Origin of the sequence: Bacillus sp. B19-2, assembly GCF_022832475.1 — a bacterium.
In the GTDB taxonomy this organism is placed as follows: Bacteria; Bacillota; Bacilli; order Bacillales; family Bacillaceae; genus Bacillus; species Bacillus paralicheniformis.
The window spans coordinates 599,989-621,849 of sequence record NZ_JALHKQ010000003.1 but is presented as its reverse complement, the minus strand read 5'-3'; the positions used below and the strand labels follow the sequence as shown (position 1 = coordinate 621,849).

21 protein-coding genes and 1 pseudogene are annotated in these 21,861 nt (G+C 46.7%); 4 read left to right on the top strand and 18 right to left on the bottom strand.

The window, feature by feature from the left end; all coding sequences use genetic code 11:
• Positions 1-9 precede the first annotated feature (9 nt).
• The 10 genes from MST20_RS15510 to MST20_RS15465 all read right to left on the bottom strand — a co-directional run bounded on the left by MST20_RS15510 (position 10) and on the right by MST20_RS15465 (position 11,114).
• Positions 10-999: a TAXI family TRAP transporter solute-binding subunit gene (locus MST20_RS15510; protein ID WP_243943248.1), complete on the bottom strand. Its 990-nt coding sequence runs from the start codon at positions 997-999 to the stop codon at positions 10-12.
• Between the two features lie 245 nt (positions 1,000-1,244).
• Positions 1,245-1,958 carry a GntR family transcriptional regulator gene (locus tag MST20_RS15505; RefSeq protein WP_065643271.1) on the bottom strand — a complete coding sequence of 238 codons (714 nt, stop codon included), beginning with the start codon at positions 1,956-1,958 and terminating at the stop codon, positions 1,245-1,247.
• Positions 1,959-2,077: 119 nt separating this feature from the next.
• On the bottom strand, positions 2,078-3,493 hold the full coding sequence (locus MST20_RS15500; protein ID WP_243943246.1) for a glycoside hydrolase family 1 protein: 1,416 nt from the start codon (positions 3,491-3,493) through the stop codon (positions 2,078-2,080).
• A gap of 15 nt (positions 3,494-3,508) precedes the next feature.
• On the bottom strand, positions 3,509-4,825 hold the full coding sequence (celB, locus tag MST20_RS15495; protein ID WP_035338357.1) for a PTS cellobiose transporter subunit IIC: 1,317 nt from the start codon (positions 4,823-4,825) through the stop codon (positions 3,509-3,511).
• A gap of 39 nt (positions 4,826-4,864) precedes the next feature.
• Positions 4,865-5,200, bottom strand: coding sequence for a PTS sugar transporter subunit IIA (locus MST20_RS15490; protein ID WP_243943244.1), 336 nt, complete (start codon positions 5,198-5,200; stop codon positions 4,865-4,867).
• Between the two features lie 2 nt (positions 5,201-5,202).
• Positions 5,203-5,511, bottom strand: a complete 309-nt coding sequence (locus MST20_RS15485) for a PTS sugar transporter subunit IIB (protein ID WP_243943242.1) — start codon at positions 5,509-5,511, stop codon at positions 5,203-5,205.
• A gap of 147 nt (positions 5,512-5,658) precedes the next feature.
• Positions 5,659-7,320, bottom strand: a complete 1,662-nt coding sequence (locus tag MST20_RS15480; protein ID WP_243943240.1) for an alkaline phosphatase — start codon at positions 7,318-7,320, stop codon at positions 5,659-5,661.
• Positions 7,321-7,460: 140 nt separating this feature from the next.
• Positions 7,461-8,246 carry a glucose 1-dehydrogenase gene (locus MST20_RS15475; RefSeq protein ID WP_243943239.1) on the bottom strand — a complete coding sequence of 262 codons (786 nt, stop codon included), beginning with the start codon at positions 8,244-8,246 and terminating at the stop codon, positions 7,461-7,463.
• Between the two features lie 115 nt (positions 8,247-8,361).
• A complete protein-coding gene (gene gndA / locus MST20_RS15470) occupies positions 8,362-9,771 on the bottom strand; it encodes an NADP-dependent phosphogluconate dehydrogenase (protein WP_020452102.1) in 1,410 nt (469 codons plus the stop codon).
• Between the two features lie 86 nt (positions 9,772-9,857).
• Entirely contained in the window at positions 9,858-11,114 is a 1,257-nt protein-coding gene (locus MST20_RS15465) for a DNA polymerase IV (RefSeq protein WP_279600106.1), read from the bottom strand.
• Between the two features lie 80 nt (positions 11,115-11,194).
• Between MST20_RS15465 and MST20_RS15460 the strand changes: the two genes are divergently transcribed.
• Both MST20_RS15460 and MST20_RS15455 read left to right on the top strand, forming a co-directional pair.
• Positions 11,195-11,482, top strand: a complete 288-nt coding sequence (locus MST20_RS15460) for a hypothetical protein (protein WP_020452104.1) — start codon at positions 11,195-11,197, stop codon at positions 11,480-11,482.
• 51 nt (positions 11,483-11,533) lie between these two features.
• Positions 11,534-12,358, top strand: a complete 825-nt coding sequence (locus MST20_RS15455) for a membrane protein insertase YidC (RefSeq protein ID WP_243943237.1) — start codon at positions 11,534-11,536, stop codon at positions 12,356-12,358.
• Positions 12,359-12,508: 150 nt separating this feature from the next.
• Here MST20_RS15455 and MST20_RS15450 read toward each other — a convergent pair whose 3' ends face one another.
• Both MST20_RS15450 and MST20_RS15445 read right to left on the bottom strand, forming a co-directional pair.
• The gene (locus MST20_RS15450; RefSeq protein ID WP_243943235.1) at positions 12,509-13,627 is read right to left on the bottom strand and encodes a tripeptidase T; all 1,119 of its coding nucleotides are present in this window, start codon (positions 13,625-13,627) and stop codon (positions 12,509-12,511) included.
• A 20-nt stretch (positions 13,628-13,647) separates the two neighbouring features.
• Positions 13,648-15,177: an acyl-CoA carboxylase subunit beta gene (locus MST20_RS15445; protein ID WP_243943234.1), complete on the bottom strand. Its 1,530-nt coding sequence runs from the start codon at positions 15,175-15,177 to the stop codon at positions 13,648-13,650.
• Positions 15,178-15,276: 99 nt separating this feature from the next.
• Here MST20_RS15445 and prli42 point away from each other — a divergent pair, with 99 nt between their 5' ends.
• Positions 15,277-15,369, top strand: a complete 93-nt coding sequence (gene prli42 / locus MST20_RS15440) for a stressosome-associated protein Prli42 (RefSeq protein WP_023855150.1) — start codon at positions 15,277-15,279, stop codon at positions 15,367-15,369.
• Between the two features lie 141 nt (positions 15,370-15,510).
• Here the strand turns inward: prli42 and MST20_RS15435 are convergent, their stop codons facing one another.
• The 5 genes from MST20_RS15435 to MST20_RS15415 all read right to left on the bottom strand — a co-directional run bounded on the left by MST20_RS15435 (position 15,511) and on the right by MST20_RS15415 (position 19,641).
• A complete protein-coding gene (locus MST20_RS15435; RefSeq protein ID WP_020452108.1) occupies positions 15,511-16,470 on the bottom strand; it encodes an aromatic acid exporter family protein in 960 nt (319 codons plus the stop codon).
• 72 nt (positions 16,471-16,542) lie between these two features.
• Positions 16,543-17,265, bottom strand: a complete 723-nt coding sequence (gene artM / locus MST20_RS15430; RefSeq protein WP_152847021.1) for an arginine ABC transporter ATP-binding protein ArtM — start codon at positions 17,263-17,265, stop codon at positions 16,543-16,545.
• Positions 17,258-17,920, bottom strand: a complete 663-nt coding sequence (gene artQ, locus MST20_RS15425; protein WP_243943232.1) for an arginine ABC transporter permease ArtQ — start codon at positions 17,918-17,920, stop codon at positions 17,258-17,260. Before artQ ends, artM begins: the two co-directional genes overlap by 8 nt.
• An 86-nt stretch (positions 17,921-18,006) precedes the next feature.
• Positions 18,007-18,774, bottom strand: a complete 768-nt coding sequence (gene artP, locus MST20_RS15420) for an arginine ABC transporter substrate-binding protein ArtP (protein WP_243943230.1) — start codon at positions 18,772-18,774, stop codon at positions 18,007-18,009.
• A gap of 429 nt (positions 18,775-19,203) precedes the next feature.
• Positions 19,204-19,641, bottom strand: coding sequence for a BrxA/BrxB family bacilliredoxin (locus MST20_RS15415; RefSeq protein WP_003183325.1), 438 nt, complete (start codon positions 19,639-19,641; stop codon positions 19,204-19,206).
• Positions 19,642-19,825: 184 nt separating this feature from the next.
• Here MST20_RS15415 and MST20_RS15410 point away from each other — a divergent pair, with 184 nt between their 5' ends.
• Positions 19,826-20,728: a YegS/Rv2252/BmrU family lipid kinase gene (locus MST20_RS15410; protein ID WP_243943229.1), complete on the top strand. Its 903-nt coding sequence runs from the start codon at positions 19,826-19,828 to the stop codon at positions 20,726-20,728.
• Between the two features lie 124 nt (positions 20,729-20,852).
• On the opposite strand, the pseudogene MST20_RS15405 reads toward MST20_RS15410, so the two are convergent.
• Positions 20,853-21,281: pseudogene (locus tag MST20_RS15405) on the bottom strand (transposase); the annotation flags it as partial.
• Between the last annotated feature and the right edge of the window lie 580 nt (positions 21,282-21,861).

Sequence of the window (21,861 nt, the reverse complement as noted above, 5' to 3'; positions counted from 1 at the left end):
CCTGCGGCATTACGATTTTTCTATCCCTTTTTCTTTGAAATATTTAGCCGCTCCCGGATGAATTTCAATATCGCCCAATCCTTCAAGCGCGGTTTCAGGCTTGATAAACTCGCCTTTGGCATGATTGATTTTATCGGCTTCAAACAGCGCTTTCGTCATTTTATAGACGGTGTCCTCATCCATCTTGTCGGATGCGACGAGCATCGCTTTGACAGCGACCGTGTTCACATCGCTGCCGATGCCGTAGGTGCCTTTTTTGATCGTATCCTCCGCATAGAACGGATACTTTTCCATCAGCTTTTCCTGCTTGTCTTTTTCAATATTTAAAATTTTGATTTTATTTTGCGCAGAAAGCCCTTCGACAGCGCCGGTAGGCGTTCCAGCCGTGATAAAGGCGGCATCGATCGCGCCTGACTGAATGCCGTCGGTCGACTCTTCAAAAGACAAGTTTTGCGGTTTGATGTCGTCAAAAGACATCCCGTGAACCTCCAAAATCTGCTTGGCATTAATATTGACCCCTGCACCCGCAGCGCCCACGGAAACCGTTTTGCCTTTTAAATCTTCAATCGAATTGATTCCGCTTTTTTCCGTTGTCACAATCTGTACAGTTTCAGGATACAGGGCGGCAATCGCCTTGATTCCGTCAATTTTTTCTTTAAACATTTCTTTGCCTTCTATGGCATAAGTGGCAATGTCCGTCTGAGAAAAAGCGACCTCAGCTTCCCCTTTTTGCAGAGTTGCCATGTTTTCAGCAGAAGCCCCTGTAGTCTGCGTCGTAAATTTGTCTCCTGTTGCATCCTCCCAAAGGTTTGCAAATTGACCGCCGAGCGGATAATATGTACCGCCGGTTCCCCCTGTCAGCAGACTGTAGCTTTCTGATCCTTTTGACGCAGATCCGCCGTTCTTATTTCCTGATGCATTGCCGCTTCCGCACGCTGCCAATCCCATGACAAGCGTCAGCAGCAATACAATCCATGAAAAGCTTTTCCACTTTTTCATTCATTCTCCCCCTTTGCTTGTTGGACAAATAACAATCCTATCGTACCACGAAAAATGTATTAGTTGTCAATATATTGTTTTATTTCTAATTATTTAGTTAATTTTATGAGCAGCTGGTTCTGAATATGCGTACGGCCCCGGAAATTCCCGTCCGCTAAAGCGATGGTAGCCCACGATCCCCTCGGAGGACAAGCATGCCGGAAGATTGCATGACAAAACAAAAAACCCGCGGTTATGCAGGTTTTTCATTTCCGAACATGGACGCTGGAAAACACAAACTTGTCGTAGCGATGCCTTGCAAAAGAATATTCAAACGGTTCCCCTGTATTTAAAAAAGCAACCTGTTCAACTTCAAGAACCGGATCGTCAGGGGCACATTCCAAGTGCTCTCGGTCGAGCGCATTCGACTTATCCGCCCTGATCTTCCGGTGCGAGCCGGCGATTGTCAGTTTCAGCGTCTCGGTGATGTGCCGGTAAACGGAGCCGTGAAGGACGTCTTCATTTAATTCAGAGATGACATTCGAAGGCATGTACGTTTCTTCAATGACATACGGTTCGCCTTCAACCTTTCTGAGCCTGATGATATGATACACCGGAACGGTCTTTTCGATTGACAATTGCTTAGCCACTTCATCTGAAGGGAATTCGACATCAAATTGAATGATGCGGCTTTCGATTTGTTTATTGGCGAGAAGCTTGGTCAGCCCGAGGTTTTCGCGGTCTGTCACACTGACGGGAAGCTGCTGAATCGATGATTTTACAATGAAGGTGCCGTGTCCGCGCTTGCGGTACAGCATGCCTTCTGACACGAGAATATCGAGGGCTCTTTTCATCGTCATTCTGCTGCAGGAAAATTCTTTGGCGAGAGAAAGCTCATCAGGTATGGGCTGATCAATCGGATAGTATTCTTCCTGAATCCGCCTCCTCATTTCGTTTGAAATATATTCGTATTTTCTCATGTTTTAACCACCATTACTAAGGATTCTGTATGCTTGTAACACCTTCCTTATCATTATATCGGTTTTGAAGCGGAAATAAAAAGATGGTCAAGCAGACCATCTTTTAGACCGAGTCCTTTTTAAAAACCGTTGTTCTCGGCAAGTTTCTTAAACCAGTATCCGCTTTTTTTAATCGTTCGTTCGCCGTTTTGGTCAAGGTTGACAGATACAAATCCGTAGCGGTTTTTATAGGCGTTTGTCCATGACCAGTTGTCCATGAATGTCCAAAGGTGATAGCCTTTGACATTCGCTCCTTCCTGAATCGCTCTGTGCACCCATTTTAAGTGTTCTTCGATAAACGCAATTCGGTAGTCATCGCGGATTATGCCGTCTTCGCCGCGGAAACGCTCTTCTCCTTCAACACCCATTCCGTTCTCAGAAATAAAGCATTCAATATTTCCATAGTTTTCTTTGACATTCATTAAAATATCATAGATTCCTTTTTCGTATATTTCCCAGCCGCGGTGGCGGTTCATTTTTCGTCCGGGCATTTCATAATGGTCAAAAAAATGCTCCGGCATAAAAGGCGCGTCCGGATGAGGCATGTGCTCCTTCGCTTTCACCCGTCTCGGCTGATAATAATTGATGCCGAGCAGATCGACAGTGTGATTTTTGATCAGCTCCAAGTCTCCTTCTTCCATGACAGGCAAATAGCCTTTTTCTTTTAAAATATCTGTTAAAAGCTGCGGAAACTCACCCTTAACGGCAGGATCAAGAAACGACCGGTTGAAGAAAGCGTCGGCTATTTCAGAAGCTCTCACATCTGCCGGGTGCCGGCTTCGCGGATAGGATGGCGTTAAATTTAAAATGATGCCGATTTTGCCATCGCCTCCGAGTCTGCGGTAAGCTTCAACCGCCTTGGCGTTTGAAAGAATTTCATGGTATGCGACCTGGACGGCCTTTTGAAAGTCGATAATGTTCGGATAGTGAAAATCGTATAAATAGCCGCCTTCAGCGGGAACGATCGGCTCATTGTGGGTAAACCATTTTTTCACGCGATCCCCGTACAGCCGAAAGCAAGTTTCCGCGTATGAAACAAAGTGATCGACGACTTGCCTGTTTTCCCACCCGCCGATATGCTGGAGCGCAAGCGGCATATCAAAATGATAAAGGTTGACAAAAGGCTCGATCCCAGCCGCCAGCAGCTCATCGATGACTTGGTTATAAAAGGCAGCTCCTTCCTCGTTCAGCCTGCCTTTTCCTTCAGGAAACAGACGGGCCCACGAAATGGAGAAACGAAAAGAGTTGTGGCCGAGCTCCTTCATCAGCTGAATATCATCTCTGTAAGTCTCGTAAAAACGCGAAGTCTTCTCAGGGCCTACTCCGTCAAAAAATCGGTTTGGCTCTTTTTCGTACCAGTGATCCCAAATGTTCTTTCCTTTGCCTCCTTCAGCCGCCGCTCCTTCAGTCTGGGTTGCGGACGCCGCCGACCCCCACCAGAAGCCTTTTGGAAAACGGTATTGAATTTGTTCTAGCTGCAGTTCTGTTTTTGACATGTCATCAATCTCCTTTTAAAGTCCTAGCGTTGTCTGATCTTGTTCCGCTGCATTGATTTCCTGCTCTTTTTTCATATTCATCCGGTCGATGAATTTCAAAAACGGGAACCAGATCATAAAGACAACGGCTAAATTCACAATCTGAAGAATGCCGCCGGCAAGCGAATTGGTCGCCATCATTCCGCTAATAAAAATCGGCACAGTCCAAGGAATCGTGACCCCGGTCGGCGGCGGCACAAGCCCGGACGCCATCGCGAAATACGTAATCAAAGTGACGATCATCGGCGAGATCACCCACGGAATAAAAATGAGCGGGTTCATGACGATCGGCAGGCCGAAAATGATCGGTTCATTTACGTTGAAAATCCCCGGCGCCGCTCCGAGTTTTGCGACCTGCTTCATCTGCTTGCTCTTCATAAACAGCAGGATGGCAATAATCACGGCCAATGTCATGCCGGTTCCGCCCATTCCGACGGTGTACACTTCCATAAACTGCTTATTGATAATATGCGGAACTTCCCCTGTTGCGGTATAGCTATTCAAATTTTCGATCGAAAGCGTATTCCAGATCGGATCCATTACAGAGTTGATGATAATTTGTCCGTGGAGTCCGAAAAACCAGAGCAGCTGAGTAAAAAATATAGCAATCAAGGTCGGAATGATACCGCTTCCAAGGCCGACAAGCGGAGCCTGTACCAGGTTGTAAATTAAATCGTGCATATTCGTATTGAACGCTTGGGTTACAAGGATATTGATGACCAAGTAGACGGACAAGGTCATCACCGCCGGAATCAGCGCGGCAAAAGATTTTGCTACAGCAGGCGGAACGCCGGCGGGCATTTTAATCGTATAGTTTTTCTGGACAAAAAATCTGAAAATCTCCGCGGATGTAAAGGCGGTAATCATTCCGAGGAACATCCCTTTCGCACCGAGCCTGTCAATCGGGATGACGTTCGGAATCACTTCCCCGCCTTCGCCGTTTAATACAAACGGCGTCAGCAGAAGGAACGATGCCAAAGCGACGACTCCTCCAAAAACCGCTTCGACTTCATAAGTTTTGGACAAATAATACCCGATCCCGAACACGACGAAAACGGACATAATGCTGATCGTTGCGCTCGGCGCTATGCTTAAAGCCGACTGGAACGTTTCAAGCGCCGATTTGCTCATCATTTTATTGAGAAACGGCAAATTGGTTAAAACGACAATGATCGATCCGAAAATGGTGAGCGGAAAAGCCAGCATAAACGCATCCCTCAGCACGCCTAAATACCGGTTGTTATTCAGCTTCCCGGCAATCGGCACCAAGAGGTTGCTCAATTTTTCAAACATGGTCTCTTATCCCCCTTCGATTTTGCCATGCAGTGCGAATCATAGATTTTTCTCTTTGAACAGTTCCAATAATTCGGACACAAGTTCCTTCATCGTCAGCGTCGACATCAAATGATCCTCCGCATGCAAGAGCAGCAAAGAGAACTCACTTTTTTCCCCGCCCGCTTCTTTTTGGATCATTTGAAAATGAATATCATGGGACTGCTGCAAATCGGCTTCCGCCTGGTGCAGCAGCTCCTCTGCTTTCTGAACGCTGCCGGCACGGTATGCCCTGATGGACTGAATGACTTTGCTGCGGGCATTTCCGCTGTGAAGAATGAGCTGAAAGCAAATTTGTTCGCCAGTTAATTCATCGAGTTTTAATTTTTCCGTCATCATCAATCTCCGATCAAGCTGAGCGCCTGTTCATAAGCTTTCTTTCCGTCTGCCATTCCGTAAGCCAGCATATCAATCACATCAACCTTAGTACCGTACTGTTCTGCTTCCTTCTGCAGCTCGCCTTTTAAAAAGCTCATTTGCGGGCCGATGAGAACGACGTTTGCCTCTGCCATCTCTTTTTTCGCCTGGTCCTGTCCGACCGCCCAAATTTTTGCCTCGTCACCGATTGAATGCGCGTATTCCTCCATCTTGGTGACAAGGAGACTTGTCGACATACCCGAACTGCATGCAAGTAAAATCTTCTTCATTGTCATCTCCTCCTTTATTAAAACGCTTTCACACAACTATTATTATATCTTTTTATTTTTAAATGTCTATACATTTAAAAATAAATGTATGTATTTATTCTGAATAATAAAAACCCCCTTTTCTTTCAAGAGGGGGTTTCAAACAAATTATCGGGCGTATTTTTTGAACAGCTGAACGGCTTCTTTAGGCACGTAGAAGGATCCATTGCTTTCAACAATCACGCTGCCTAATTCATATTCCTTTCCGTTGATTCTGATGAGGTTTTTGTTCACCGGCATTTCGGCTTTCGCTTTTTTGCGCGATGCGACAAGAACTGGATTAGCCGGATCTTTCTGATCGATCGTTACGCTGGCTCCGGCTTTTTTAAATGCCTGTTTTGCTTCGATAAATAATTCGTTTGTTAATTTGTCTAAGTTGAAGCCCATTGCTTTTGCCATCGTTTTGGCGATGTCGGTGTTATCGACGAGCCCCTGCGGCTTTTCGGGACCGTACGAATACAGGAAGACGTCTTCACCCGTATGACCGCCTGTTGTGAATCCGATATTAGCTCGGTTGCTGAGCAGCTTGGTGAATAATGAAGCCGCTTCTTTTTTGTTTTTCACGCTTTTCAGCTGTTCCTTCTCTGCCGGCGTTAAATTGTCAAGTCCGTAAAGCTTTGCCGCTTCTTCGATATTCGATAAGTCGTCTTTTAATTTGCCTGTAGCGCCTTCCACTGTCATTTTAGCCTTTTTCAGCGGATCGATATAAGCTGATACCGGCGTTGTGTCATAGCCTTTCGTCGTGTTGCTGTTGCCGATGGAGATGCCGCTGTTGCCGTGGTCGGAGACGGCAATAACCATTGTATGTTTGTCTTTTTTAGCGAATTCAAGCGCTTCTTTCACCGCGTTATCAAATGCCAATACATCGCTGATCATGCCTATCGGATCGTTTTGATGCGCTGCCCAGTCAGGCTTGCTTCCTTCCACGAATAAAAAGAAACCGTCCTTGTCTTTAGAAAGCGTCTGAATCGATTTTTTCGTCATCTCTGCAATCGTCGGCTGCTCTGGATGTGTTGCGCGGCGGTCCATGTCATACGCGAGATCGCGCTGTGAGAATGCGCCCCAAATTTTTTTCGATCTTGACTTGAGGAGCTGATCTTTCGTTTCAACGAAATCGTACTTTTTGTCTTTGAGCACTTTGACAAGATCTTCACCGTCTTTGCGGCTTTTATCGTTTGTACCCGGTTGTAGCGATTCTTTTCCTCCGCCAAGGACAACGTCCATGTTTTGATAAACCTGCTGTTCACCGAGCACTTCAAAATTATTGCGGTCCTTATGATGGCCGGAATATCCGGCAGGCGTGGCATGCTGAATTTCAGAGGTTGCAATGATGCCGGTTGCTTTTCCCTTCTGTTTGGCGCCTTCCAGCACGTTTGCCACAGGCCGGTATTGATCTTTTTTACCGACCTTCTCGACACCTGGTGTATTCACCTTTGAAGGCAGCACTCCGATATAGGCAGAATTTGATTTTCGTCCCGTTGCCATTGCAGTTGCTGCAGGTGCAGAATCAGTGATCGCCGATTCTGCCGAATGCGTCCGGACACCGCCGCTGACAATCTGGTCCATTGCGAGCGGTTCGCCTTTATACCAGCGTGCCAATGTTGTTGCAGAAGAGCTTGTTCCATCCATGACCATCATGATGACGTTTTTGACTTTCGGTTCTTCCTTTTTTTTCGCTGTTTCCATTGCCGCACTGCCTGTTCCCGCCGATCCTAAAGCGACTGCGCCTGCCAGTGTAATGCCGACGATTCTGTTGCGTAAGAAACCCATTCTTATTGTACTCCCTCCATAACCGCTTTTTGTTGACAAACCTACACTATCATTGCTATGTAAACAGCACTTTTGCTTTCTATTAATCTTATGTGAATTTTTTGGGGCTTATGATGAAAAGAAGGCATCCCGCCTTCTTTTCATCCTTTTCCCGCTTGGAATCCCGGGTATTTCGTCATCCCGCCATCCACATACAGCGTCAGGCCCGTCACATAGCTCGCTTCTTCGGATGCAAGCCAGGCTGCGCAAGCTGCAACTTCCTCCGGCTTTCCGATATACCCGATCGGAATCAATTCAACAACACCTTTTTTCAATTCGGGATCAGCGAATTTTTCGGCATTAATCGGCGTATCGATCGCACCGGGTCCGATCGCGTTTACCCGAATTCCTTTTGGGGCATATTCAAGGGCAAGAGTTTCTGTCAGCAGTTTTGCCCCGCCCTTACTTGCCGCATAATGGACAAAATGCGGCCACGGGATTTGCTGATGGACGCTCGACATATTGATGACCGAGCCTTTAATATGGTGGTCGAGCATATAGGCGATCGCTTCCCGGCATCCTAAAAACATCCCCGTCAAATTGGTTGATATGACGCGATTCCAGTCTTCCAGAGACAAATCCTCGGAAGGTACTTCATTTTCCACCCCGGCGTTGTTCACCATCACATCAACGGAACCGAATGAATCAACAGCCTGACTGATCAGCGCTTTTACATCGTCTTCTTTTGAGACATCCCCTTGAACAGCAATCGCGCGCGCTCCGCTGCTTTCTATTTTCTTCACCGTCTCTTCGGGATCTTCTTCTTCCTTGAAGTAATTGATCACTACATTGGCTTTTTCAGCACCGAAGCGAAGTGCCATCGCTTTTCCAAGACCTGTACCCGCCCCTGTGATTACGACCGTTTTTCCCTCTAAACTAGGATACATGGGTTGATTCCTCCTTTTGAAACTCTCTTTTGAGTAGGTTTCCACAGAACCGCTTAAACATGCATCCTTCTGAAAGCAAAAAAACCGCAAGCTTTTCAGCTTGCGGTTTTACATCTTATTTCATCCACTCAGTGTGGAAAATGCCTTCTTTATCTGTACGCTCATACGTATGGGCGCCAAAGTAGTCGCGCTGCGCCTGAATCAGGTTGGCCGGCAATGTAGCAGTGCGATAGCTGTCAAAATAAGCGAGAGCGCTTGAGAAGCAAGGTACAGGAATTCCTTGTTCAACCGCAAGGGAAATCGTTTTGCGGAGAGCTCCCTGATAGCCTTCAACGATATTTTTGAAGTACGGGTCAAGAAGCAGGTTGTCAAGCCCCGGATCGCGGTCATACGCTTCTTTGATTTTTTGCAGGAACGCCGCGCGGATGATGCATCCTCCGCGGAAGATCATCGCGATATCGCCGTATTTCAAATCCCATCCGTATTCTTCTGATGCGGCTTTCATTTGAGCGAAGCCTTGTGCGTAAGAACAGATTTTGCTCATGAAGAGCGCTTTTCTGACCGCTTCGATCAGCTCTTCTTTGTTCTCGGCGGCCGGTTTCGCTTCAGGACCTGTCAAAAGCTTGCTCGCTTTAACGCGCTCTTCTTTCATGGAAGAGATGAAGCGGGCGAAAACAGATTCCGTAATGATCGGAAGCGGAACGCCCAGGTCAAGAGCGCTTTGACTCGTCCATTTCCCTGTGCCTTTTTGACCTGCTTTATCGAGGATGACATCAACAAGCGGCTTGCCCGTTTCCTCGTCTTTTTTCGTGAAAATATCAGCCGTGATTTCGATCAGATAGCTGTCAAGCTCTCCTTTATTCCACTCGGAAAAGACTTCGTGAAGCTCATCTGAAGACAGACCGACAATGTGTTTCAAAATAAAGTAGGATTCTGAGATCAGCTGCATGTCGCCGTATTCGATGCCGTTATGAACCATTTTTACATAATGGCCGGCGCCGTCAGGACCGATGTATGTCGTACACGGTTCGCCGTCCACTTTTGCAGAAATGGCTTCAAGAATCGGCTTGACAAGCTCATGGGCTTCTTTTTGTCCGCCTGGCATGATAGAAGGACCTTTCAAAGCGCCTTCCTCACCGCCGGAAACACCGGTGCCGATGAAGTGAATGCCGCTTTCGGCCAGCTCCCTGTTTCTTCTCTGCGTATCTTTATAATATGTATTTCCGCCGTCAATCAAAATGTCGCCTTTTTCAAGATGAGGCAGGAGCGATTGAATCGTTGCGTCTGTCGGTGTTCCAGCTTTGACCATCAACAGAATTTTGCGCGGTTTTTCAAGAGATTGAACGAACTCTTCAATGCTGTATGTACCGACAACGTTTTTGCCTTCGGCTTCTTTCAGAAACTCTTCTGTTTTCTCGCTTGATCTGTTGTAAACAGAAACCGTAAACCCGCGGCTTTCAATGTTTAAAGCCAAGTTTTTTCCCATTACTGCTAAACCAACTACACCTATTTGTTGTTTTGCCATGTCTAACGTCCCTTCTAAAGCGTTTAGCATTTTAGTTTAATTTTTATTTAAATTGAAATTACCACACTTTGACCTACATTTTCAAGCTATTGATCTTGTCTCTCGTCCTGGAAAAAATCTTTGTTAAAGCTTGTTCCGCTCGTCTTGCTTTCTTTTTTCACGATCCTGATCCCTCTTTTGATGAGGTCTGTTCCATATTTTTCATTCAATTCGGCCATCACTTTTTGGATCGGCTCATCTTTGGCATCCTCATGAAACGAAAATAAATCAAGCTGTTTGACGGCTTCCTTCCGATTGACGAGGTCTGTTCCCGTCACGCCTAAAAGTCTGACAGGGCTTCCGTGCCAATGCTGCCTGAAAAGGGCTTTCGCTTCCTTCGCAATGTCTTCTCTTGAATCGGTCGGATTCTGAAGGGTCTTGCTTCTTGTTATGTTCGTCCAATCCGCAAAGCGGATCATGATGAAAACTTTTGCTGCCATGACCTCTTTTCGCTTCAGCCTGTCGCTTACTGAGACGGAAAGCTTGTCAATCAGGCCGCACAATTCCTTCTCATCTGTGCTGTCATACGGGAGAGTCGAAGAATTGCCGACGCTTTTGAATTCGTATATCCTGTCGGGATTCACCTCTCCTGCGTCGATGCCGTTTGCCCTTCTTTTTAAACGGGGGCCGTTGATACCAAGGAGGCGCTTTAAGGCATACTCATCTGCGGCAGCCAAATCGCCGATCTTTTCGATATCAAGCGTCTTGAGCTTTTCGGCGGTTTTCCGGCCGACTCCGTACATCTCGCTGATGTCCATGGGCCAAAGAATCCGGGGCACTTCGCGCTTTCTCAATATCGTAATGCCGAGCGGTTTTTTCATATCCGAAGCCATTTTGGCCAGGAATTTATTCGGAGCGATCCCGATGCTTGACGGAAGGAGCAGTTCTTCTTGAAGGCGCTCTTGAATTTCCTTCGCCGTTTCATATGCCCGATTTCTGTACGGCGTGTCCGTTAAATCCATGTACCCTTCATCAATGGAAACAGGCTCAACAAGGTCCGTATACTCCCTGAGCACTTGAAACATTTCTCTTGAAGAGCTTCTGTAGCGGTCGAAATTCGGCGGCTTGACGATCAGCTCAGGGCAGAGCCGCTTCGCTTCCCAAAGCGGCATAGGCGGTTTTACCCCGCGTGCTCTCGCCTCGTAGCTGCACGTGACGACGATGCCTTTCCGCTCCTTTGCATTTCCCGCGATGGCGAGCGGCCTGCCTTTCAGCGAAGGGTCATACGCCATTTCAACAGACGCGTAAAAGCTGTTCATATCGATATGAAAGATGACTCTCCCCTTTTGTTTATCAGCAGACAAAACGGCTCCCTCCTGGTACTCAGATTAGACATCCCGGCTTTCATATAGTAAGATGTTAAATGAAACGGAAGTGATAATAGATGATTCTTGAATCTTTCAACGATGCTTTTTTACTGTTTGAGTTTTTCACAATCGTCCTTCCCGCACTGACGGCGATCGGTATCGCCCTCATCCTCAAGGACTGCAGTACGGGCGACAGCTGGAAAACGAAACGGTTTGAAGAATATCATGCAATACAGTTTGTTTCCGCAATCGATTTTCTTATCATCCTATATCATCGCATTACGGTATGGATAAGTAAAGTCATTCGCATGAAAGCTTCATCGAACGACGATGAAGACCACCGTTCCCTTCTTCTTTCAATTTAAACGGGAAAAGGCGTCCGGCAGACGGGCCCTTTTATTCAGAAGGAGGAGAACGTGTTGAACACGAAATTAAAACAATTATTTGCGACTGCAATGTTTTTGATCATGACCATGTTTATAGGTGAACAAGCTTCGGCAGCCACCGGCAGTACCGGAGGAAGCGACAACTTCTTCCAACATTATGTCGTGGGGCCTTTTTCAGAGCTGATTAAAGGAATCGCCGGATTTTTCCACGGAAACTACGGACTGTCGATTATTTTTGTGACAATCATCGTCCGGGTTCTCGTCTTTCCGCTGTTTGCCAACCAGTATAAAAAACAGCGGGCCATGCAGGAAAAAATGGCGCTTGTCAAACCTGAGCTGGATGCGATTCAAAGCAAGCTAAAAAAGACGAAAGATCCTGTGAAGCAGAGGGAAATTCAGCAGGAGATGATGCAGCTTTACCAAAAGCACAACATCAATCCGCTGGCGATGGGCTGCCTGCCGATGCTGATTCAGTTTCCGATTCTGATCGGTTTTTATTATGCGATCCGCTCGACGCCCGAAATTGCTTCACACTCTTTTCTCTGGTTTAACCTCGGGCATTCTGATATTATCGTATCTTTATGCGCCGGGTTCATGTATTTTATCCAGTTCTATGTGTCTCAAAAGCTGAACGCACAGAACGCACAATCAAATCCGGCGGCTCAGCAGTCCGCCAAAATTATGGGCTTCTTTTTCCCTGTGATGATGACGATCTTTTCGATCAACGTCCCTGCAGCCCTGCCGCTGTACTGGCTGACAAGCGGACTGCTTCTGACGATTCAATCCGTCGTGCTTCATCAAGTTTACCAAAAAAACAAAAAAGCCATTCAGCCTGCTGAATCGGCTACGAAATAAAAGAGCTTGCGCCTTAAAGGCGCAAGCTTTTTTGTGTTTCCCTTCCATCTTCTCGATCGTGACGCTGATGAGAGGCCAGTTCGTTCGAGAACGCCGCCAAAACTGGCGGGATGGAGCTGAAACGGTGATTTCCCCTGTAAAAACCCGATTTTATGACGGGTTTGCTACTTCCTCAATAATGGCAACGACCATCTCTGCAGTTTTGACAAGTTCCTCAATCGGCATTTTTTCGTTTTTCGTATGGATCTGTTCATATCCGACTGCAAGGTTGACAGTCGGAATGCCGTGGCCTGCGATGACGTTCGCATCGCTTCCTCCGCCGCTCGTCAATAGCTCGTACGGACGGCCGATTTTCCCGGCGGCTTTTTTGGCGATTTCAACGACGAGATCCCCGTCTTTGTATTTAAAGCCCGGGTACATGACTTCGATTTCCACCTCGGCTCTGCCCCCCATTTCAGCGGCTGCTGCTTCAAACGCCTGTTTCATTTTTTCGGTCTGTTTTTCCATTTTTTCCGGAACAAGCGAACGGGCTTCAGCGAGAACGTCGACCTGATCGCAGACGATATTGGTTTGCGTTCCGCCCTCAAAGCGGCCGATATTAGCCGTCGTCTCCTCGTCGATGCGGCCAAGCGGCATTTTGGCAATCGCTTTTGAAGCGATCGTGATCGCGGAGACTCCTTTTTCCGGCTCTACTCCGGCATGAGCCGTTTTTCCGTAGACAGTTGCTCTAATTTTCGCCTGTGTCGGCGCTGCTACGATAATATTGCCGACCTTCCCGTCGGAATCAAGCGCATATCCATAATCGGCTTTGATCAGTGAACGGTCTAAAGCTTTCGCTCCGACAAGCCCCGATTCTTCACCGACCGTAATGATGAACTGGATCGTTCCGTGCGGAATGTTTTTTTCTTTCAGCACTTTTACGGCTTCAAGCATCGCTGCAAGGCCTGTTTTGTCATCAGCTCCCAAAATCGTTGTGCCGTCTGTTTTGACATATCCGTCTTCAATGACCGGCTTCACGCCTTTTCCGGGTACGACCGTATCCATGTGGGATGTAAAGTAAATCGTGTCCGCCTCTTTCGTTCCCGGAAGCGTGCACACGAGGTTTCCCGCTCCGTGCCCCGTTTTTTGCGCTGTGTCATCCTCCACGACATCCATTCCAAGCGCCGCAAATTTTTCTTTCAGCACCTTGCAGATGTCAGCTTCGTGTTTTGTCTCGGAATCAATTTGCACAAGTTCTAAAAACTCTTCTAACAGACGTTTTTCATTCATGCTAGTTTCCCCTCCATTTTTTAAAGCGGTATATTTCCATGCTTTTTGTCCGGCCGGATTTCTTTTTTGCTCTTCAGCATGTCAAACGTTTGGATCAGCTTCTTCCGCGTCTCTTTCGGATCGATGATATCGTCTACCATGCCGTATCTTGCAGCGGTAAAAGGGCTTGAAGCCTGCATGCATTTCCGGATTTTTTCCTCCCGGGCGGCCTGCGGGTCTTCTGACCGTTCGATTTCCTTCGCGAACAGCACATCCGCAGCTTCTCCGGCGCCCATCACTGCAATTTCTGCATTCGGCCATGCAAACACGGCATCCGCTCCAAGCGCCTTGCTGTTTAAAGCGACATATGCTCCGCCGTATGCTTTTCTTAAAATGACCGTCACCTTGCAGACGGCGGCTTCCGCATACGCGTAAAGGATTTTGGCGCCGTGCCTGATCACCCCGCCGTGCTCTTCGCGTATTCCCGGAAGAAAGCCCGGGCAATCCACCAAAGTCAAAATCGGGATCTGAAAGGAATCGCAAAAACGGATAAACCGGGCGATTTTGTCAGCCGCATCCATGCTGAGACTTCCTGCTAAATATTTCGGCTGGTTGGCCACGATCGCCGCCGTTTCCCCTGCTATCCTTGCAAAACCGATCACCGCGTTTTTGGCAAAGTGGCGCTGCACTTCAAAAAATGTTCCGCTGTCTGCGATTTCCGCGATGATCTGTTTGACGTCATACGGCCGCTGACCGTCTTCAGGCAGGATCGTCATTAAAGCAGGCCTTATATCATGATCTTTCGCCTTTCTCGCCTTGGCTGGGGGCTTTTCTTCGTGATTTTGGGGGATGTAGGACAAGAGCTTGCGCACCTCACTAAGGACGGCCTCATCGGAATCCCCGGAAAAATGGGCATTCCCGCTGATTGAATTATGTATATAGGCGCCCCCCAATTCTCCGGAGCTGACAGCTTCGCCTGTCGCCGTTTTGATGACTTTCGGACCGGTGATGAACATCTGTCCGGTTTTTTCGTTCATGAAAACGAAGTCGGTCAAAGCTGGAGAATAAACCGCGCCGCCCGCACAAGGGCCGAGTATGACAGAGATTTGCGGAATGATGCCTGAGCAAAGGACATTTCGGTAAAAAATATGACCGTATCCATCTAATGATAGCACACCCTCTTGAATTCTCGCACCACCTGAGTCGTTCAGACCGATGAAAGGGGCCTTATTTTTGAGGGCAAGATCCATGACGGCCGCTATTTTTTTGGCGTGCATTTCTCCGAGCGCTCCACCGGTGACGGTAAAATCCTGGGAAAACAGATAAACGGGCCGCCCGTCGATTTTTCCGAATCCCGTGACAACCCCGTCGCCTAACGGGGCGCCGGACTGCCGGCTTCTGGCAAAGGCATTCAGTTCAGTGAATGTTCCCTCATCAAGCAGAAGATCTATTCTCTCTCTGGCGGTGAGCTTGCCTTTTTGCTTCTGCCTGTCGATCCGTTCCTGCCCGCCCCCAAGCAAAGCTTGTTGGCGACTGTTGTTTAAATCGTCAACTCTTTCAAACATATTCATCACGTTCTGCCCCTTCTCTATTTGATTCTTACACGAAACTTGTCCGATGAAAAAAAGCAGTATAAAATAATGGGAGATTAAAAAACAGAGGTGAAAAGCTTGTCTCGAAAATTCATCAAATTCATGGTTATTTTAATGATCGGCGTCATGGTGCTGACGACTCTGCTTACCGGACTCAGCATGATTTTTTAATACAAATCATGAAAGCAGGCGGCTCTTTTTGCGGAGAAACGCCTGCTTTTTTTCAAGCCCGGACTTCCGCAAGAATAGAAAAAACCGCACGGGTTTCCCCCTGTTTCATTAGATTGACCAATGAAGGAGAAACTCATGCGGTTATGCAGGAGATTTAATTCCTTTAAAGTAGCTCTTAATCACAAGATATTGTTCCATTTCGCCGAGAAAATTGAAAAGAGCGGCGCGCGCTTCAAATTCTTCGCGCGTCGTCGGCAGCTCCATCTCATCAATTTCCTCTCTCATTTTCACGAGCCGCTTCAAAAACTTATGAGCCGTATTGCCGGGATGGATGGCTCCTCTTAAATCATGAAGAAACGCTGCGATCATATGCCCCTGTTCAACCGTCATCGAAATCGACGTGATTTTCGGCAGCACCCTTTCGATAATTTCAAACTGCTTTTCTCTCATTTTAAAGTAGTGATAATAGAGGTTTTCGTGCCTGAGAAAATGGTTTTCCACATCGCGGTATGCCAGGGTCTTCGCTTCATTGATCAAACGGTGCGTTTCAGGAATCTCTTTTCCCGTCCAATCCTGTTCCCCGGTCAGCAAATAGCGTTCGATTTCTTCAAAAATCTTGGCAAAGTTATCTTCGATTTTCTGCTGATACTGTTTGAGCTCTTTATCGAGGCTCGGCATGTACAAATTCATCAGCAGGGCAACGCCGATTCCCGTGATGATGATGAGGCATTCGTTCCAAATGAGAGAAAGGGTGATCCCTTCTGACATATAAAGGTGAAGGATGATGACCGAACTTGTGACGATTCCTTCTTTTATTTTCAGAAGAACGGTTGTCGGAATAAAGAACAGCAGCATCAGACCGATGACAGCCGGATGATAGCCGATCAGTTCAAAAAACGCGTATGAAAAAACGATCGCAAGAATGCATGCCGCAAACCGGGCCCATGATGCCTGAAGGGACCGCTTTTTCGTCACTTGAATACAGAGGATCGTGATGATCCCTGTCGACACAAAATTATGGAGGCCGAGCAGCTGTGCGATATAGATGGCCAATGCTGTTCCAAGCGCTGTTTTTAATGTGCGATAACCTATTTTAAACATCGTTAACCCCAATCTTTTCTGCTAGTCTTAGTGAATAAAAAAGAAGAAGATCAGCATCTTCTTCAGCTTATTTTATAGTATTTTCTCTAAAAAGTCTTGAGCTCTTTTTGATTTTGGAGAAGAAAAAAACGCTTTAGGATCATCGTCTTCGACAATGGTTCCTTCATCCATGAAAAGCACCCTGTCGGCGACTTCTTTGGCAAAGCCCATTTCGTGCGTCACGATCACCATCGTCATCCCGGTTTTCGCCAAATCCTGCATCACCTGGAGCACTTCTTTGACCATCTCAGGATCAAGGGCCGAAGTCGGCTCATCAAACAGCATGATGTCCGGATTCATCGCCAGCGCCCTCGCAATCGCGACGCGCTGCTTTTGCCCTCCTGATAAACGGTTCGGATAATCATCTTTTTTATCGATAAGCCCCACTTTCTCAAGCAGTTCTTCCGCTTTTTTCGCTGCCGCCTGTTTGCTTTCTTTTTTGACATGGACAGGTGCATACGTAATATTTTCAAGAACAGTTTTATGCGGGAACAAATGAAAATGCTGAAAGACCATGCCGATGTTCTCTCTGATTTTCAGCACATTTGTTTTCGGGCTTGTAATCTCTTGATCCTGAATGAAAATGCTGCCTTCCGTCGGCTTTTCAAGCAGGTTTAAGCAACGCAGAAACGTTGATTTGCCTGAGCCTGACGGGCCGATGACAGCGGCTACTTCGCCTTTTTCAAAGGAAACGGAAATATGTTTAAGCACCTCGTGCTTTCCGAAAGATTTTGAGAGATTGCGAACATTAATCATTGACATTCAGCTTCCTTTCAATCGCTTTGCCGACAAACGTCAGTATCAAAACGAGCACATAGTAGATGAGACCCGCAAACAGCATCGGCTCAAGCGGGCTGTAGATCGCCGCTCCCGCCTGATAGCTTCGTCTCATAATATCGCCGAGTCCGATGACGGTGACAACAGCCGATTCCTTTGTCAGTGTAATCGATTCGTTGATCAGCGCCGGCATGATATTTTTAAAGGCCTGCGGCAGCAAGAGATCCTTCATCATCTTTGCATACGGGACGCCCAGCGCCATCGCCGCTTCTTTTTGCCCTTTGTCGATCGCATTGATTCCGGCTCTGATGATTTCTGACACATAAGCGGCGGAATTTAAGCCGAATGCGATGACAGCCGCCCAGTAAGCATCAATATCGAAGCCCAGCACCTGAGGCAGCCCGTAATAGACGATCATCAGCTGCAGAACGAGCGGTGTTCCCCGGAATATGGAAGTGTAAAAATCGGCAATCCATGCGAGGGGCTTAATCGAACTGATTTTTAAAAGCGTAATCACAACCCCCAGCAAAAATCCAAGCACGGCCGCAGCCGCGACCACTTTTAAGGTAACGCCCAAGCCTTCCAAAATGAAAGGCATCTCGGGTATTGTAGTTGAAAAATCAAGAAAATTCATGTGACTCTCCCTCTCCCGCCTCATCATCAAAGAGGCGCACATCGCTTTAGAAAAAAAAGTTCAACAAAGAGTTGAACTTTTCACGCTTACTTTTTCGTTTCTCCGCCGAACCATTTTTCTTTCAGCTTTTCAAGTTCTCCGCTTTTCTCCATTTCTTCAAGCGCTTTGTTGAACTTCTCGGTCAAATCGCTTCCCTTTTTGAAGGCGATCGCGGAGCCGGCTTTTTCATCCGGTTCTTTCGGCAGATTGTAGCCAACCAGTTCTTCATTTTTATCAATATATTTTTCAGCAACGATATCCTCTATGATTGCTGCGTCGAAGCGGCCCGCTTTGATTTCTTCGGTTAAATCCGAAATGCGGTTGCGGTTTTCAACTTTTAAATTGTAATCCGGCGTAAGCTCCTTCGCTTTTTCTTCCTGGATGGAGCCAAGCTGCACGCCGACCGTTTTTCCTTTCAAATCGTCAAGCGATTTGATGCCGCTTGATTTTTTTGTAACGATCATGTTGTGAGCCGTATAATAGACGTTTGAAAAATCGACCTGCTTTTTGCGTTTAGGTGTCGGCGTCATTCCTGAAAGCACGATGTCGACTTTGTTTGTTTTAAGAGCGGTCACCAGTCCGTTGAAGTCCATGTCTTTCACTTCGATTTCATGGCCCGTTTTTTTAGCCAGTGCATTGGCCAGATCAACATCAAAACCGACAATTTTATCTCCGTCTTTCGATTCAAAAGGCGGGTAATCGGCTGAAGTTCCCATCACCAATGTTTTTTTATCAGCAGAACCGCTGCTCGTCCCGCAAGCAGTCAATGCAAATGTGAGACATGCTGTCACTACCAGTAACATCCATTTTTTCATGTTGTGTATCCCCCTGAACCATTTTGAATATTTATTCGTTGATATGTATTTTAAACATTTTCTAGGCCAGATGCAATACCATTTTGAAAAATAACTGAAAAACCTTCAAATAAGCCTTTAAATACCAATTAAAAACCTTCGTTTTTATCTTTCTGATTGCATATAAAAAGAATTTTTATACACAAATAAAGCCTGCCAATGTTTTGGCAGGCGCAGATTGTTGAAAAAATCCCAAAACGGCTCTTAGTTTTGGGATTTTGTCATCCTTTCAGCGTGATTGAAAACCCTTGCAGTCTAGGAAGGCCGAGCATCGGAACGGAGCGAATGTTGGAATTCGTGAGCACCGACGCGCAGGCCTGACAACGAATGCGAGGGTTTGTCGACACGCTGAACCTGCCATATGTTTTGGCAGGCGGTATTTCCTTTCCCTTATACTTCTTCACAGTATTCTTCAAACAATCCTTGAAGCTTAGTGATGACAGCCATCGGTTCATAGCCTTCAATTTCATGGCGTTCGACCATTTTTAAAATCTTCCCGTCTTTTAAAAGAGCGAATGACGGAGAAGAAGGTGGATATCCTTCAAAATATTCCCTTGCTCGAGCCGTCGCTTCTTTGTCTTGTCCGGCAAAAACGGTGACGAGATGATCCGGGCGCTTATCGTAATGAACCGCATGATGTGCGGCAGGTCTTGCAATTCCCCCTGCACAGCCGCAGACGGAGTTGACCATCACAAGCGTAGTGCCTTTTTTCGTGAGCGCTTCATCGACCTCTTCAGGCGTTTTTAGTTCGGTGTAGCCGGCAGCCGTTATTTCCTGTCTGGCTTGGCGCACGACATCGTTCATAAACAGATTAAAATCCATGTTCACTTTAAGATCTCTCCTTTTTAGCCGCTTTCAGCATGATGCTAAAGGCGCTGTTTGCTCATCTGTTCTAATGATACTTTGAAACCGTCCGGACCGCAAATCAGGCGATTCGTGTTTCTTCAGGTTTATGGCGCAGGCAGCCCGGGGAAAAATAAGTAAAGACCCTATCAAATAAAGGAGCACCTTTATGAACCGAAAGAAAGCAATGCTGATTTACAACGGAAATGCAGGACAAAAAAATGTTGAAAAAACACTCGGTGCTGCCGTACCTGTTCTTTCACAGGCTATAGACGAACTCATCGTGAAACCGACGAGAAAAAAACATGATGCATTCGAATTTTGCCGGGAGATCGGGGAGGATATCGGGCAATTGTTTATATTAGGCGGTGACGGAACGGTGCACGAATGCATTAACGGCATCAGCCAGCTTCAAACGAAGCCAGATATCGGCATCCTCCCGGGCGGCACATGCAACGACTTTTCGAGGGCGCTCGGCATCCCCCAGAACATTGAAAAAGCGGCGGAAGCGCTCGTCAATGGACAGCCTGTCCCGGTCGATGTTTTAAAAGCAAATGATCATTATTGTCTCAACTTTTGGGGCATCGGTTTGATCACGGAAGCTTCCAGCCATATCAATCAAACGGAAAAAGCGCTGCTCGGGAGAATCAGTTATTTTACAAGCGCCCTGCGGACCATCTCCAATCTTGAGCCTTTCTCTTTCCGCCTGTCGATCGACGGAGAAGAGTTTACTGACGAAGCGGTCATGGTGGTCGTGCTGAACGGACCATTTATCGGAACGAACAAGATCCCCCTTCCGCAGCTGAGCATTAACGACGGAAAAGCGGACATCCTCGTCTGCCGGAATACAAATCTGGCTGCATTGAAAGAGCTTTTTGCAATGGATGATCCCGAATGGGATTCCTTTGAAGGCGAGCTCTCCTATTATCAGGGGCAAACCGTTCAAGTTGAAACCACTCTTCCAATGGAAGCCGATACAGACGGCGAAATCTGCACAAAAACGCCGGCTTCAATCGAGGTGCTAAACGGGCATCTCCGCATGCTCGCGCCGTTAGAAAAAGAAAAAAGCTGACCCTTAGCGGGCCAGCTCCAGCTTGTAGAGAAACCCCGTGTTATTCTACAAGCTTTTTTTATTTTATAAAAAGCTTGTATGTATTTTGGTTTAAGTAAAGAACAGAAAAAGCCCTCCCACACCCCTAGCCTAGCTTTGCTAGGTTCTTCATATTCTGGCAAGCGGCTGTGAGGAGAACTTGTTCGTTCACATTTCCCCCTCAACCGGCAATAGCGAAGCCCATGCAGCTGTTTTGAATCTGCAAAGCTTCGCTCTATTTTTTCTTTTCTTTTTTTATAAAGGATTTTTCCAGAGGCAGACAAACGATTTTGCCTGATCTTTTCTTTATGGTCCTCCCATATGTGTCTCGAAACGACCTTCTGATGGTTTTTCGATTTTGTACAGTTCTCAAGCAGAGGGCATGAGGCGCACTTTTCAGGATTTGATTTGTAAAATCTGTAGCCGTTTCGGTCGGTTGTTGTGTAAAAAAGTGTCTGCCCATCGGACATATGTATTGATCTTTTTCACCATCATATTGAGACTTCCACTTTGGAAATAAACCCCGACAGAGTGAATTATGGGATCGCCTTCGTCTTCAAGCCTACTCCGCCATACGGCAAAGGATTGATATTCAATTTAAAATAAGTCACTATGATCGGACACAAGTAGATGAGTATGTCGCACGACATCTGGAATATGCAGGAGTTGACCAGCACCTCTTTTCTGATGGTGCTTTGGAAGAGATACATCGATTTTCTAGTGGAACTCCAAGGCTTATTAACAAAGTCTGTATACACAGCCTTTTGTATGGAGCCCAAAATAGCCGGCGGATCATTGACGATCATATGGTGAACATGTCATTCAAGAAGAGCTGTCGTGACAGAGATACATGTGGTATTCCAAAGCTTATGCTACTGGTTAAAAGTGGAATGGGATAACGGCAAGGCGATGGATTCTGGGGAAACTTTTCATCTTTGACTAGGTCAAGATGTAAGTGTGCCTTGTCGTCTCGGATTAGCTGAGCAACGCTTATGGTATGTAGAGAAAGGCCTGTATGAGGTGAAGCTGAATTTACGGATAAATGAGATTTATGAGATTGAAAACTAAATACGTCAGGGAAGCTTGGTCACCCACCGCTTCCCTTTTTTGGTCAG

Bases quoted from the DNA above. Each gene is read 5' to 3' on its own strand.
- artQ (WP_243943232.1), bottom strand. From the start codon at position 17,920: ATGAATTTTCTTGATTTTTCAACTACAATACCCGAGATGCCTTTCATT.
- MST20_RS15480 (WP_243943240.1), bottom strand. From the start codon at position 7,320: ATGGGTTTCTTACGCAACAGAATCGTCGGCATTACACTGGCAGGCGCA.
- MST20_RS15460 (WP_020452104.1), top strand. From the start codon at position 11,195: ATGATTCTTGAATCTTTCAACGATGCTTTTTTACTGTTTGAGTTTTTC.
- MST20_RS15500 (WP_243943246.1), bottom strand. From the start codon at position 3,493: ATGTCAAAAACAGAACTGCAGCTAGAACAAATTCAATACCGTTTTCCA.
- MST20_RS15490 (WP_243943244.1), bottom strand. From the start codon at position 5,200: ATGACGGAAAAATTAAAACTCGATGAATTAACTGGCGAACAAATTTGC.
- MST20_RS15435 (WP_020452108.1), bottom strand. From the start codon at position 16,470: ATGTTTAAAATAGGTTATCGCACATTAAAAACAGCGCTTGGAACAGCA.
- MST20_RS15475 (WP_243943239.1), bottom strand. From the start codon at position 8,246: ATGTATCCTAGTTTAGAGGGAAAAACGGTCGTAATCACAGGGGCGGGT.
- artM (WP_152847021.1), bottom strand. From the start codon at position 17,265: ATGATTAATGTTCGCAATCTCTCAAAATCTTTCGGAAAGCACGAGGTG.
- gndA (WP_020452102.1), bottom strand. From the start codon at position 9,771: ATGGCAAAACAACAAATAGGTGTAGTTGGTTTAGCAGTAATGGGAAAA.
- MST20_RS15450 (WP_243943235.1), bottom strand. From the start codon at position 13,627: ATGAATGAAAAACGTCTGTTAGAAGAGTTTTTAGAACTTGTGCAAATT.
- MST20_RS15505 (WP_065643271.1), bottom strand. From the start codon at position 1,958: ATGAGAAAATACGAATATATTTCAAACGAAATGAGGAGGCGGATTCAG.
- artP (WP_243943230.1), bottom strand. From the start codon at position 18,774: ATGAAAAAATGGATGTTACTGGTAGTGACAGCATGTCTCACATTTGCA.
- MST20_RS15410 (WP_243943229.1), top strand. From the start codon at position 19,826: ATGAACCGAAAGAAAGCAATGCTGATTTACAACGGAAATGCAGGACAA.
- MST20_RS15445 (WP_243943234.1), bottom strand. From the start codon at position 15,177: ATGAATATGTTTGAAAGAGTTGACGATTTAAACAACAGTCGCCAACAA.
- MST20_RS15485 (WP_243943242.1), bottom strand. From the start codon at position 5,511: ATGAAGAAGATTTTACTTGCATGCAGTTCGGGTATGTCGACAAGTCTC.
- MST20_RS15510 (WP_243943248.1), bottom strand. From the start codon at position 999: ATGAAAAAGTGGAAAAGCTTTTCATGGATTGTATTGCTGCTGACGCTT.
- celB (WP_035338357.1), bottom strand. From the start codon at position 4,825: ATGTTTGAAAAATTGAGCAACCTCTTGGTGCCGATTGCCGGGAAGCTG.